12 protein-coding genes are annotated in these 11,815 nt (G+C 70.5%); 8 read left to right on the top strand and 4 right to left on the bottom strand.

Annotated elements, in window-relative coordinates; all coding sequences use genetic code 11:
- Positions 1 to 2 precede the first annotated feature (2 nt).
- The 4 genes from ABEA26_RS18775 (at position 3) to ABEA26_RS18760 (ending at position 3,067) form a co-directional block, all read left to right on the top strand.
- Positions 3 to 944 carry a ribose-phosphate diphosphokinase gene (locus tag ABEA26_RS18775; protein ID WP_345593699.1) on the top strand — a complete coding sequence of 314 codons (942 nt, stop codon included), beginning with the start codon at positions 3 to 5 and terminating at the stop codon, positions 942 to 944.
- Between the two features lie 194 nt (positions 945 to 1,138).
- Positions 1,139 to 1,723 carry a 50S ribosomal protein L25/general stress protein Ctc gene (locus ABEA26_RS18770; protein WP_345593698.1) on the top strand — a complete coding sequence of 195 codons (585 nt, stop codon included), beginning with the start codon at positions 1,139 to 1,141 and terminating at the stop codon, positions 1,721 to 1,723.
- Positions 1,724 to 1,857: 134 nt separating this feature from the next.
- Positions 1,858 to 2,454, top strand: coding sequence for an aminoacyl-tRNA hydrolase (pth, locus tag ABEA26_RS18765; RefSeq protein ID WP_345593697.1), 597 nt, complete (start codon positions 1,858 to 1,860; stop codon positions 2,452 to 2,454).
- A 52-nt stretch (positions 2,455 to 2,506) separates the two neighbouring features.
- A complete protein-coding gene (locus tag ABEA26_RS18760; RefSeq protein WP_345593696.1) occupies positions 2,507 to 3,067 on the top strand; it encodes a hypothetical protein in 561 nt (186 codons plus the stop codon).
- A gap of 84 nt (positions 3,068 to 3,151) precedes the next feature.
- Here ABEA26_RS18760 and ppc read toward each other — a convergent pair whose 3' ends face one another.
- On the bottom strand, positions 3,152 to 5,899 hold the full coding sequence (ppc, locus tag ABEA26_RS18755; protein ID WP_345593695.1) for a phosphoenolpyruvate carboxylase: 2,748 nt from the start codon (positions 5,897 to 5,899) through the stop codon (positions 3,152 to 3,154).
- 320 nt (positions 5,900 to 6,219) lie between these two features.
- Between ppc and ABEA26_RS18750 the strand changes: the two genes are divergently transcribed.
- Both ABEA26_RS18750 and ABEA26_RS18745 read left to right on the top strand, forming a co-directional pair.
- Positions 6,220 to 7,236 carry an acyl-CoA desaturase gene (locus ABEA26_RS18750; RefSeq protein ID WP_345593693.1) on the top strand — a complete coding sequence of 339 codons (1,017 nt, stop codon included), beginning with the start codon at positions 6,220 to 6,222 and terminating at the stop codon, positions 7,234 to 7,236.
- Entirely contained in the window at positions 7,233 to 7,910 is a 678-nt protein-coding gene (locus tag ABEA26_RS18745; RefSeq protein WP_279562659.1) for a TetR family transcriptional regulator, read from the top strand. The genes ABEA26_RS18750 and ABEA26_RS18745 overlap by 4 nt, the downstream gene beginning before the upstream one ends.
- Here the strand turns inward: ABEA26_RS18745 and ABEA26_RS18740 are convergent.
- The gene (locus ABEA26_RS18740; RefSeq protein ID WP_345593691.1) at positions 7,907 to 8,731 is read right to left on the bottom strand and encodes a trans-aconitate 2-methyltransferase; all 825 of its coding nucleotides are present in this window, start codon (positions 8,729 to 8,731) and stop codon (positions 7,907 to 7,909) included. The genes ABEA26_RS18745 and ABEA26_RS18740 overlap by 4 nt on opposite strands.
- A 119-nt stretch (positions 8,732 to 8,850) precedes the next feature.
- Here ABEA26_RS18740 and tamR point away from each other — a divergent pair, with 119 nt between their 5' ends.
- On the top strand, positions 8,851 to 9,348 hold the full coding sequence (tamR, locus tag ABEA26_RS18735; RefSeq protein ID WP_345593690.1) for a MarR family transcriptional regulator TamR: 498 nt from the start codon (positions 8,851 to 8,853) through the stop codon (positions 9,346 to 9,348).
- Here the strand turns inward: tamR and ABEA26_RS18730 are convergent.
- Entirely contained in the window at positions 9,307 to 10,077 is a 771-nt protein-coding gene (locus ABEA26_RS18730; protein ID WP_345593689.1) for a response regulator transcription factor, read from the bottom strand. The genes tamR and ABEA26_RS18730 overlap by 42 nt on opposite strands.
- A gap of 312 nt (positions 10,078 to 10,389) precedes the next feature.
- On the opposite strand from ABEA26_RS18730, the gene ABEA26_RS18725 reads away from it, so the two are divergent.
- Positions 10,390 to 10,857, top strand: a complete 468-nt coding sequence (locus tag ABEA26_RS18725) for a GNAT family N-acetyltransferase (protein ID WP_345593688.1) — start codon at positions 10,390 to 10,392, stop codon at positions 10,855 to 10,857.
- 5 nt (positions 10,858 to 10,862) lie between these two features.
- On the opposite strand, the gene ABEA26_RS18720 is transcribed toward ABEA26_RS18725, so the two are convergent.
- The gene (locus tag ABEA26_RS18720; RefSeq protein ID WP_345593700.1) at positions 10,863 to 11,480 is read right to left on the bottom strand and encodes a Uma2 family endonuclease; all 618 of its coding nucleotides are present in this window, start codon (positions 11,478 to 11,480) and stop codon (positions 10,863 to 10,865) included.
- Positions 11,481 to 11,815 lie beyond the last annotated feature (335 nt).

Raw genomic sequence — 11,815 nt, 5'->3', positions numbered from 1 at the left:
AGATGATGTTCTTTTCCGGCCGCGCCCACCCCGAGCTTGCCGAGGAGGTCGCCCATCAGCTGGGTGTCGGGGTCGTCCCGACGAAGGCCTTCGACTTCGCCAACGGTGAGATCTACGTGCGGTACCAGGAGTCGGCGCGTGGCGCCGACTGCTTCCTGATCCAGAGCCACACGGCTCCGATCAACAAGTGGATCATGGAGCAGCTGATCATGATCGACGCGCTGAAGCGCGCGTCGGCCCGCTCCATCACGGTCATCGTGCCGTTCTACGGTTACGCGCGGCAGGACAAGAAGCACCGGGGGCGTGAACCGATCTCGGCGCGTCTGATCGCCGATCTGATGAAGACGGCGGGCGCGGACCGGATCCTGACCGTGGATCTGCACACGGACCAGATCCAGGGCTTCTTCGACGGGCCCGTCGACCACCTCTTCGCCCTGCCGCTCCTCGCGGACTACGTGGGCGCGAAGGTGGACCGGTCGAAGCTGACGGTGGTGTCTCCGGACGCGGGCCGGGTGCGGGTGGCGGACCGGTGGTGCGACCGGCTGGGCGCGCCGCTGGCGATCGTGCACAAGCGGCGCGACAAGGACGTGGCGAACCAGGTGACGGTGCACGAGGTCGTCGGTTCGGTGGAGGGCCGGATCTGCGTCCTCGTGGACGACATGATCGACACGGGCGGCACGATCTGCGCGGCGGCGGACGCGCTGTTCGCGCACGGTGCGGAAGACGTCATCGTGACGGCGACGCACGGTGTGCTGTCGGGTCCGGCGGCGGACCGGCTGAAGAACTCGCAGGTGAGTGAGTTCGTCTTCACGGACACGCTGCCGACGCCGAACGAGCTGGAGCTGGACAAGATCACGGTGCTGTCGATCGCGCCGACGATCGCGCGTGCGGTGCGCGAGGTGTTCGAGGACGGTTCGGTCACGAGCCTGTTCGACGAGCAGTGAGCGTCGTGCAGTAACCGTTCTGCACAGATCGTTTTGGGTGCGGCCTCCCTCTCCGAGTAGACTGCTGAAGTTGCTCGGCGAGGGAGGCCGTACCCGTTTTCACGGGTGTGGTGGTCCGTAATCGACGCGCTCTTCGTAGCAGGCCGTTCGTGGCCGGGTGACCACGTCCGTTCTGTTTTCCACGAGGAGTCATCATGGCTGAGGTAAAGATCGCCGTCGAGACGCGCACCGAGTTCGGCAAGGGTGCCGCGCGTCGTATCCGCCGCGACAACAAGGTTCCGGGTGTTCTGTACGGTCACGGTTCGGACCCGCTGCACCTGACGCTTCCGGGCCACGAGCTGCTGCTGGCGCTGCGTACGTCGAACGTGCTGATCGCGCTGGACATCGACGGCAAGACCAACGAGCTGGCGATCCCGAAGTCGGTCCAGCGTGACCCGATCAAGGGCTTCCTGGAGCACGTCGACCTGCAGCTGGTGACGCGCGGCGAGACCGTGTCGGTCGAGATCCCGGTGCAGGCCGAGGGCGAGCTGGCCCCGGGTGGCTTCCTGCTGGAGTACGTCCTGGACGCGCTGCCGGTCGAGGCCGAGGCCACGCACATCCCGCAGCAGGTCACCGTGTCGGTGGCGGGTCTGGAGGCCGGCGCCTCGGTCCTCGCCAAGGACATCGCGCTGCCGTCCGGTGTGAAGCTGGACGTCGAGGGTGACACCGTGGTCCTGCAGGTGGTGTCGGCGCAGGCCGAGGAAGCCCCCGCCGGTGGTGACGAGGCCTCCGAGGCCTGATCCTCAGCACGGTCATCGTTGGGTCGGCCGCTGTTCCCGTGCGGAGCAGCGGCCGACTCGTCTGCATGTGACGGGTACGACGTGACGGGACGACGTGACGGGTACGACGTGACGGATACGAAGGAGACACGGACGTGACGACGGACGCGGGTGCGCCCTGGCTGGTGGCCGGTCTCGGCAATCCCGGCCCCGAGTACGCCTCGAACCGGCACAACGTCGGTTTCATGGTGGCGGATCTGCTGGCGGAGCGGATCGGTGCGCGGTTCAAGCGGCACGGCAAGGCGCAGGCGCAGGTGGTCGAGGGGCGGATCGGGCCGCCGGGGCCGGCCAACCGACGGGTGATCCTGGCGAAGCCGATGTCGTTCATGAACGTTTCGGGTGGGCCGGTGACGGCGCTGCGGGACTTCTACAAGGTGCCGGTCTCCAACATCGTGGCGATCCATGACGAGTTGGACATCGACTACGGCGTTCTGCGACTGAAGCTGGGCGGCGGGGACAACGGGCACAACGGGCTGAAGTCGATCACGAAGGCGCTGGGCCCGGACTACCACCGGGTGCGGTTCGGCATCGGACGGCCACCGGGGCGAATGCAGGTGGCGGACTTCGTGCTGCGGGACTTCTCGTCGACGGAGCGCAAGGAGCTGGACTACTTCGTGGACCGGGCCACGGACGCGGTGGAGGCCCTGGTGATCGAGGGGCTGGAGCGGGCGCAGAGCGCGTACAACTCCTGACTTGTCTCTCGATGGTGCGCGAGCGAGTTGACCGGGCGCACAGATGTGGCCAATGATCCCGGCCATGCCTGCCTCAGCCACCGCCGCAGCCGCAGCCGCATCCGCAACCGCAACTCCATCCCCGTCCGCATCCGCCACCCGTTCCCGCCGGGCCTCGCAGGCCGTGCTGCGTTTCGGCCGGGTGGCGGCGATGGGGACGGTCACGGCGCTGATCCTGATCGCGGGTGTGTGGGCGTCCTGGGGCACGGCGCAGCACGTGCTGCTGACCAAGGGGCGGGAGCAGGGCACCGTCGAGGTGTCGCGGTGCGGCGAGGGGTCGTGCAGTGGGCCGTACTCGCCGGTGTCGTCGGGGTCGCAGACGCGGGAGCGGGTCGTCATCGAGGACTCGGTCGCCGTGGCGGAGGGGCGGACGTACTCGGTGGTGGTGAAGCCCGGCGGTGAGGACGTGGTGCGTTCGGGTCCGGCCGGGATGCTGTACGCGTGGGTGCCGTTGGGCGGGGCGTTGCTGCTCGCCTCGGTGGTGGTGGCGGGTGGGCTGCGGCTCACGCGAGCCGCGTGGGGGATGGCCGGCGCGGGGGTGGCGTTGCTGACGGCGGCGTTCTTCGCGGTGTGAGCGGTCGGCGCGCACGGACGTGACGGTGCCCCCGTGCTCGAGTGGTGAGCGCGGGGGCACCGGCATGTGCGCGGCGGGTGCGGGTCAGCCGGTGTTGCGCAGGCCCGCGGCGACGCCGTTGACCGTGAGGAGCAGGGCTCGGGCGAGCAGCGGGTCGGCTTCCTCGCCGGCGGCGGCGGCTTCGCGCTGGCGGCCGAGGAGGGCCACCTGGAGGTAGGAGATGGGGTCCAGGTAGGCGTCGCGGATGGTGAACGTCTGCTTGAGGACGGGGTCGGCGTCGAGCAGTTCGGTCTCGCCGGTGACGCGCAGGACCTCGGCGACGGTGAGCTCGTGCTCGGCCTTGATCCGGTCGAAGACGTGCTTGAGTTCGTCCGGGACGAGCGTGTCGACGTAGTGCTGGGCGATGCGCAGGTCGGTCTTGGCGAGGGTCATCTCGACGTTGGAGATGAAGTTGCGGAAGAAGTGCCACTCCTGGTGCATCTCGTCGAGGACGGTGTCCCCTTCTTGCCGCAGGCCCGCCTCGCGCAGCGCCTTGAGGCCGGAGCCGACGCCGTACCAGCCGGGGACGATCTGCCTCGACTGGGTCCAGCCGAAGACCCACGGGATGGCGCGCAGTCCGTCGAGCGAGACGCCCGAGCCGGGGCGGCGGGAGGGCCGCGAGCCCAGGTGCAGGTCGGCGAGCTGGTCGACCGGCGTGGAGGCCAGGAAGTACGTCGGCAGGTCGGGGTCCTCGACCAGCTCGCGGTAGGCCGTGTGGGCCGCGTCGGAGACGGCGTCCATGGCGGCGTCCCAGCGGGCGAGGGCCTCGTCGGACTGGCGGGGCGCGGTGTGCAGGGCGGAGGCCTGGAGGGTGGCCGCGACGGTCAGCTCCAGGTTCTCCCTGGCCAGTGCGGGGATGAGGTACTTGTCGGAGATGACCTCGCCCTGCTCGGTGACCTTGATCTCGCCCTCGAGGGTGCCCCAGGGCTGGGCGAGGATCGCGTCGTGGGTGGGGCCGCCGCCGCGGCCGACGGTGCCGCCGCGGCCGTGGAAGAGGCGCAGCCGTACGCCGTAGCGGTGGGCGACGTCGCGCAGGCGGCGCTGGGCGCGGTGGATCTCCCACTGCGAGGTGGTGATGCCGCCGAACTTGGAGGAGTCGGAGTAGCCGAGCATGACCTCCTGGACGTCGCCGCGCAGGGCGACCAGACGCCGGTAGGAGGGGTCTGCGAGGAGGTCCTCGAGGATGGTGTCGGCGGCCTTGAGCTCGTCCGTGGTCTCCAGGAGCGGCACGATGCCGATCCTGGCCCAGCCGGCGTGCAGGTCGATGAGGCCGGCCTCGCGGGCCAGTACCGCCGCGGCGAAGACGTCGTCGGCGCCCTGGCACATGGAGATGATGTAGGACTCGATGACCTCGGGGCCGAAGACCTCCAGGGCGCGCCTGACGGTCTGGAAGACGCCGAGGGTCTTCTCGCCGGCGGCGTCGACGGGTGCCGGGCTGGGTGCCAGCGGACGCCGGGACCGCAGTTCCTTGGCGAGGAGCTTGGTGCGGTACTCGCGGGGCATGTCGGCGTAGCGCCAGGACTCCTCGCCGAGCCGGTCGAACAGCTGGCCGAGCGCGTGGTGGTGGGCGTCGGCGTGTTCGCGGACGTCCATGGTGGCGAGCTGGAGGCCGAAGGCGGCGAGCGTGCGGATGGTGCGGGCGAGGCGGCCGTCGGCGAAGAGGCTGCCGCGGTGTTCGCGCAGGGAGGTCTGGACGAGCCGCAGGTCGTCCAGGAGCTGTGCGGTGCCGAGGTAGTCGCGGCCGGCCTCGTGGGGGGTGCCCTTGGCGAGGCGCTGCTTGGTGTTCTCCAGCTTCTGCCGGATGCAGGTGGCCTTGAGCCGGTAGGGCTCCTCGGCGTTGAGGCGCTTGTAGCGGGGGCTGATCTCGGGGAGCAGTTCCAGGTCGGTCTGGAGGGACTCCAGGAGTTCCTCGGTGGCGCCGGCGTAGCGGATGGAGTTGGAGAGGAAGCCGCGCAGCTCGTCGATCATCTCCAGGGCGTCGTTGATGCCGTGTTCGTGCTGGAGGATGAGGACGTCCCAGGTGACCTGGGGGGTGACGTTGGGGTTCCCGTCGCGGTCACCGCCGATCCAGGTGCCGAAGGTGAGCGGGCGGGTGTCGTCGGGCAGCTTGACGCCGGCGCGCTCCAGTTCCGCCGTGAGATCCTCCAGGACGTCGCCGACGGCGCCGGCGTGGAGTTCGTCGAGGTAGTAGATGGCGTTGCGGGCCTCGTCGGCGGGCTCCGGGCGTACGACACGGAGTTCGTCGGTCTGCCAGACGAGGTCGATGTTCTCGGCGAGGCGGGTGTCGAGGCGGCGCCGGTCGGATTCGATGACCGGGGTGTCCAGCAGCGCGGCGATGCGGCGCAGCTTGTTGAGGACGGAGCGGCGGGCGGCCTCGGTGGGGTGGGCGGTGAAGACGGGCCGGACGTTGAGGTTGCGGACGGTGTCGCGCAGGTGCTCGGGGTCGGCGTCCTTCAGCCGGTCGGCCGTACGGGCGAGCAGTCCGCCCTCGGCGGCGCGCTTGGCGCCCAGTTCGCGGCCTCGGTGGACCTGTTCGGTGACGTTGGCGAGGTGGAAGTAGGTGGAGAAGGCGCGGACCAGCTTGGCCGCGGTCTCCAGTTCCGTGCCGCGCAGCAGCTCGGCGGCGGCCTCGCCGTCCTCTCGGGTGAGTCGGCGTACCTTCTCGACGAGTTCCAGCAGCTCGGGGCCCTCCTGCCGGACAAGGGTCTCTCCGAGGAGATCACCCAGCCGGCGGATGTCGGCGCTCAGCTCGCTGCTGGCCGTGGTGGTGGTCTGGTCGTCGGCACTGCTCACAGGTGCGGCTCCTTGCAGTGTTGAAGCTCGTCTGGGAGGGAACCCGGACGGCGTCTCGCGCGGCGGGAGCCGCTTACGGGGCCGGACGTCCGGGAAGAAATCAGAGCGGACCGCGCTGTCCGACCGACTCCCAGGATAGGTGTCGACCAGGACGCGCAGGGCCTCGGGCTCTTGCCGCGGCGTGACGCACTGCCATACTTACGTCGCCGTAGGTTACGGAACCGTAGGAAACCGTGCGTGGTTCCCGAAGCCCGGCACCGGACAACCGGACACACCACACCCACACCCCGACCCCACCCTCGACCCCACAGGGGACGCGCATGACCACGAGTTCCGATGTGATCCCAGACGCTCCGCAGCCGCCCCCCGAGGGCGGCGCCGCCGCACCGTCCGCCACGCTGGGCGGTGAGCAGAAGCGGTCACTCGAACAGATCACGCTGCTGCTGTTCATCGCCGTTCCGTTCCTCGCGCTGGTGGCGGCGGTGCCGCTGGCGTGGGGGTGGGGGGTGAGCTGGCTGGACCTGGGTCTGCTGGTCTTCTTCTACTTCCTGGGCTGCCACGGCATCACGATCGGCTTCCACCGCCACTTCACCCACGGCTCCTTCAAGGCCAGGCGGCCGCTGAAGATCGCGCTGGCGATCGCGGGCTCGATGGCGGTCGAGGGGCCGCTGGTCCGCTGGGTGGCCGACCACCGCAAGCACCACAAGTTCTCCGACGACGAGGGCGACCCGCATTCGCCGTGGCGCTACGGCGAGACGGTGCCTGCCCTGATGAAGGGCCTGTGGTGGGCTCACGTCGCATGGATGTTCGACGAGGAGCAGACCCCGCAGGACAAGTACGCGCCGGACCTGATCAAGGACCCGGCGCTCCGGGCGATCTCCCGTCAGTTCATCCTGTGGACCGCGCTGTCCCTGGCCCTTCCGGCGCTGATCGGCGGGCTGGTCACGATGTCCTGGTGGGGGGCGTTCACCGGGTTCTTCTGGGGGTCACTCGTCCGGGTGGCGTTGCTGCACCACGTCACGTGGTCGATCAACTCGATCTGCCACGCGGTCGGCAAGCGCCCCTTCAAATCGCGGGACCGTTCGGGCAACGTGTGGTGGCTGGCGGTCCTGTCCTGCGGTGAGTCCTGGCACAACCTGCACCACGCCGACCCGACCTCGGCGCGGCACGGTGTGATGCGCGGGCAGCTGGACTCCTCCGCCCGTCTGATCCGCTGGTTCGAGCAGTTCGGCTGGGCGTACGACGTGCGGTGGCCGTCACGCTCGCGTATCGATTCCCGCCGCAACCCGGACCAAGACGGCTCCCGCCGCCGGAAGGAAACCGTCGAAGCGGCATGATGGTCGGCGTGGCGACCGACTCCAGCAGCACCCCGAGCAATGAGAAGCCGCGGCGCGCGCGTCGTACCCGGATGACCGGTGCAGAGCGCCGCCAGCAGTTGCTGGAGATCGGTCGCACCCTCTTCGCGGCGAAGGGGTTCGAGGGCACGTCGGTGGAGGAGATCGCGGCGAAGGCCGGGGTCTCCAAGCCGGTGGTGTACGAGCACTTCGGCGGCAAGGAGGGCCTGTACGCGGTGGTGGTGGACCGGGAGATGCGGCGCCTGCTGGACATGGTGACCAGCTCCCTGACCGCCGGCCACCCGCGTGAGCTGTGCGAGCAGGCGGCCTTCGCGCTCCTCGACTACATCGAGGAGTACACGGACGGCTTCCGCATCCTGGTCCGCGACTCCCCCATCCCGCAGTCGACGGGTTCCTTCGCCTCGCTCATCTCCGACATCGCCACCCAGGTGGAGGACATCCTGGGCCGCGAGTTCAAGAACCGCGGCTTCGACGCCAAGCTGGCCCCGCTGTACGCGCAGGCGCTGGTCGGCATGGTGGCGCTGACGGGGCAGTGGTGGCTGGACGTGCGCCGCCCGAAGAAGGCGGAGGTGGCGGCGCACCTGGTCAACCTGGCGTGGCACGGCCTGGACGGCCTGGAGCCGAAGCCTCGGCTGATAGGGCACCGCAAGAACTAGGGCCGCGGCTCCTCCTTCCGGGCGACGGCGAAGACGCGGCGGAAGGGGAACGGCGTGCCGTGCGCCCCGGCGGGATAGGCGGCGCGCAGGACGGTCCGGTACTCCTCGACGAACGCGTCGCGGGCCTCCGGCTCGTCGTCGAGCGCGGTGAGTACGGGCCGCAGCGCCGTCCCCTTCACCCAGTCCAGCACGGCGTCGTCACCGGTCAGCAGATGGACGTACGTCGTCTCCCACACGTCGGCGGTGCGGCCGGGGCCGGTGAGGCGGGCGAGGTAGGCCTCCGGGGTGAGGACGGCGTCGTCGTGGCGCAGGACGCCGGCGAGGCGGTCCCGCCAGCGCCGGGAGTGGGCGAGTTCGCGCATCAGGCGGTGGCTGGGGGCGTCGAAGTTGCCGGGCACCTGGAAGGCGAGGGTGCCGCCGGGGGCGAGGCGGTCGATCCAGTCGGGGAAGCGCTCGGCGTGGCCGGGGATCCACTGGAGGGTGGCGTTGCTGATGACGAGGTCGTACGGCTCGTCGGGCGTCCAGGTGCGGGCGTCGGCGGGGGCGAAGTCGAGGTGGCCGCCCCGCGGTGTGGGGCCGGCGTGCTCCTGGGCCCGTTCGAGCATCCGGGGCGAGTTGTCGTAGCCGGTGACGCGGGCGGTGGGCCAGCGGTCGGCGAGCAGGACGGTGACGTTGCCGGGGCCGCAGCCGAGGTCGGCGATGCGGGGCGGGTCGCCGGGCAGGTCGGGGACGCGGGCGAGGAGGTCGGTGAAGGGGCGGGCGCGGTGGCCGGCGTGCCGGAGGTACTGGGCGGGGTCCCAGGTGGGGGCGGTGGCGGGCATGAGGTCTCCAGGGGATGTCCGTGGGGGACGGGTACCCAGCGTCACCCCGACATTCTCTCGACGTCAAGATAATCGACATCAAGAGACTTCACGTCGACACAACCACTACACTGATCGTCATGGAGGACGAGGTCGATCGGCTGGTCGCAGCGTGGCGCCGGGAGCGCCCGGACCTCGACGTGGAACCGCTCGAGGTGCTGAGCCGGGTCAGCAGGCTCGCCCGGCACCTGGACCGCGCACGGCGCCTGGCCTTCTCCGAACACAACCTGGAGCCCTGGGAGTTCGACGTCCTGACGGCGCTGCGCCGCGCGGGCTCCCCCTACCAGCTCTCGCCGGGCCAGCTCCTCACCCAGACCCTGGTCACCTCGGGCACGATGACCAACCGGATCGACCGCCTGGCCAAGAAGGGCCTGGTGGAGCGCCTGCCCGACCCCAGCGACCGGCGCGGCGTACTGGTCCGGCTCACGGACGAGGGCCGCGACCGCGCCGACCAGTCGCTGGCGGGCCTGCTGGCCCAGGAGCGCGCGATCCTGGCCGAACTCTCCCGCGCCCAGCGCGGTGAACTGGCCGCGCTGCTACGCCAGCTGACCGCCCCGTTCGACAACATCCCCGGTTAGGTCCGCCGGCCCCACCCCGGCCCTGCGCGCCAGTGCCACGGCGGCGAGGGTGGAGTGGACGCCCAGCTTGCCCAGGACGTTCTGCATGTGGGTCCGCACGGTGTGCGGGGACAGGAACAGCCGCTCGGCGACCGCCTTGCGCCCGAGCCCGGCGACCATGCAGCGCAGCACCTCCCGCTCCCGCGGGGTCAGCGACTCCACCAGCCGTTCGCTCTCGGTGCGGTGCTTGCGGGCGGCGGTCAGTTCGCGCAGGACGCCGGTGAGCAGGGCGGGCGGCAGATGCGTCTCGTCGCGCAGGACGCCCCGTATGACGCTGAGCAGCCGCGACAGGGAGCAGTCCTTGGCCACCCACCCGGAGGCGCCGGCCCCCAGTGCGAGGGCCGCCCGCCGGGGGTCGTCCTTCTCGGCGAGGACCACGGTCCGTACGCTCGGCTGCCCCGACCGCACCCCGGCGACCAGCGAGATCCCGTCCACCAGCCCGTCCTCGTTGCCGTTGCGCACGGGCACGGGGGCGGGACGCGCGCCGGGCGCGTGACCCCCCAGGTCGGCGTCGACGAGCAGCACGTCGTACCGCCGCCCCTCGGACGCGGCCCGCTCCAGGCAGCGCAGCGCGGCCGGGCCGCTGCCGGCCGCGGAGACGTCGACGTCCGGCTCGGCGGCCAGCGCCGCGGCGAGCGACTCGGCGAAGATCCGGTGGTCGTCGACGACCAGGACTCGGATACGAACCACGAAACCCCCTCCCCCGCACTCCGTCAGGAGCAGGGGATACCCATCGTCTGTCCATCCACGGAACACGGAAGACGACACCGGCACGGGTACGGCGCCCGAAGCCCCGTATCCGACTGTGCGCTCGGTACTCCGGGACAGGTCGCCGCGGCCGCACGGCCGCCGCCGTGCAGTAACCGCTACCCCCGCCCCGGGCGCCGTACCCGGCTGTCTCGCCCCCTGAACGGCACCGGCCCCCACCGGTGCTGCTCATCAGAGTACGGACGGTCGCCGGGAGCGGAAGGCTATTTGCAGAACTGACAGCCCCGCGCGTTTATGGTGATCCGCATGTTTCGTCTTGTGACAGAAGTAGACAAGGCGCGGCGCGATCTGCTGCGCACCCGGCTGCGGGAGACGAACACGGCGGCCTCCGCCACCCTCCGCTCCCTGCGCGGAACCCCTCACGAACGCGAATTCCCGCTGCACGTCTGGGTGCTGGACGAGAGAGGCGGCCTGGCGGGCGGCCTGGTCGGCCACACCTGGGCGACCTGGCTGCACGTGACGTACCTGTGGGTGGACGCCCGGTGCCGGGGCGCAGGCCTGGGCTCGGCCCTCCTGACGGAGGCGGAGCGAGGCGCTCACGAGGAGCGGGGCTGCGCGGCGTCCCGCGTGGAGACCTGGGACTTCCAGGCACCGGACTTCTACACGAGACACGGCTACGAGGTGATGTGCGTGATCCCCGACTACCCGCCGGGGATCACGGAGTACACGCTGATCAAGCGGCTGGGCCGGCTGCCGGTCTGAGGTGTTCAGAGCTCGTCGAGCGCGTCCGAGGTGATGTCGATGTCGATGTCGTACGGCACGCCGAGTTTGAGCAGCTCGCGATGGGTGCCGGTGAGGTCGTACGTCTTGGAGACGGGGTCGAGTTCGTAGACCCGGACCACCGGGTGCTTGCCGGCTCCGCCCCCCGTCTCGACCAGCCAGAAGTGCGGGATGCCCGCGGCAGCGTACTTGTGCGGCTTGGTGTCGCGGTCGCGGGATTCGGAGTCCGGGGAGACGACCTCGACGGCGAGCAGGACGTCGGCGGCCTGAAAGCGGGTCTGCTCCCTGCCGGTGACGGCGTCGGCGCGGACGACGGTGATGTCGGGTTCGGGGCCGTTGCGGCGGTCCAGGACGACGGTCATCTCACGGCGGATCTTCATCTCCTTGGGCACCGTACGGCGCAGACCGGCCATCAGCAGGTCGATCATGATGCTGTGAAAATCCCGCTGCGGACTCACGAAAACCAGGCTCCCGTCGATCAGCTCGGTGTGCGGCGGGAGGTCGGGCACCGTGAACAGGTCGTCCACGGTGTACCCGTCCCGGGGCGGCACCGGCCAGCGGCAGCCGGGCGTGGCGTTCGGCTCGGCGAGGGGCTCGGCGGTCATGGTTCCTCCCATGGACGGGATTCTCTGCCAGCCCGTCCACGGTAACCGCCGGTTCCACTGATCGTCATCACAATGGGTGACGATCGGCGGAACGGGGCAGCACGAAGCGGCTGGGGTGAGGTGTCCGACCGACGATGCCGGCCGTCGCTCGGGGACCAACCCCATGTCCTTCGCGCTGTAGCGGGGCAGCTCGGTGGTGCCGATCGTCCACGTGCCGAGGTCGGTGGCGACGGCGACCGGTTCCCCGTACGGACCATGCAGCCGGTTCTCGTACGCGGGGCGGCCGCCGGACCGGCCGATCCCCCATTGGTAGGTCCAGGTCCCGTCGCGTGGGT

The sequence above is a fragment of the Streptomyces marokkonensis genome (assembly GCF_039539045.1).
Lineage (GTDB): Bacteria > Actinomycetota > Actinomycetes > Streptomycetales > Streptomycetaceae > Streptomyces > Streptomyces marokkonensis.
Note: the sequence above shows the minus strand (reverse complement) of the source record. Positions and strands in the feature narration are given on the sequence as shown.

What these genes read in the sequence shown, in the direction of transcription:
- ABEA26_RS18770 (WP_345593698.1), top strand. Translation starts at nt 1,139, where the DNA reads ATGGCTGAGGTAAAGATCGCCGTCGAGACGCGCACCGAGTTCGGCAAG.
- ABEA26_RS18760 (WP_345593696.1), top strand. Translation starts at nt 2,507, where the DNA reads ATGATCCCGGCCATGCCTGCCTCAGCCACCGCCGCAGCCGCAGCCGCA.
- ABEA26_RS18720 (WP_345593700.1), bottom strand. Translation starts at nt 11,480, where the DNA reads ATGACCGCCGAGCCCCTCGCCGAGCCGAACGCCACGCCCGGCTGCCGC.
- tamR (WP_345593690.1), top strand. Translation starts at nt 8,851, where the DNA reads ATGGAGGACGAGGTCGATCGGCTGGTCGCAGCGTGGCGCCGGGAGCGC.
- ABEA26_RS18725 (WP_345593688.1), top strand. Translation starts at nt 10,390, where the DNA reads ATGGTGATCCGCATGTTTCGTCTTGTGACAGAAGTAGACAAGGCGCGG.
- ABEA26_RS18740 (WP_345593691.1), bottom strand. Translation starts at nt 8,731, where the DNA reads ATGCCCGCCACCGCCCCCACCTGGGACCCCGCCCAGTACCTCCGGCAC.
- ABEA26_RS18775 (WP_345593699.1), top strand. Translation starts at nt 3, where the DNA reads ATGATGTTCTTTTCCGGCCGCGCCCACCCCGAGCTTGCCGAGGAGGTC.
- ABEA26_RS18745 (WP_279562659.1), top strand. Translation starts at nt 7,233, where the DNA reads ATGATGGTCGGCGTGGCGACCGACTCCAGCAGCACCCCGAGCAATGAG.
- ABEA26_RS18750 (WP_345593693.1), top strand. Translation starts at nt 6,220, where the DNA reads ATGACCACGAGTTCCGATGTGATCCCAGACGCTCCGCAGCCGCCCCCC.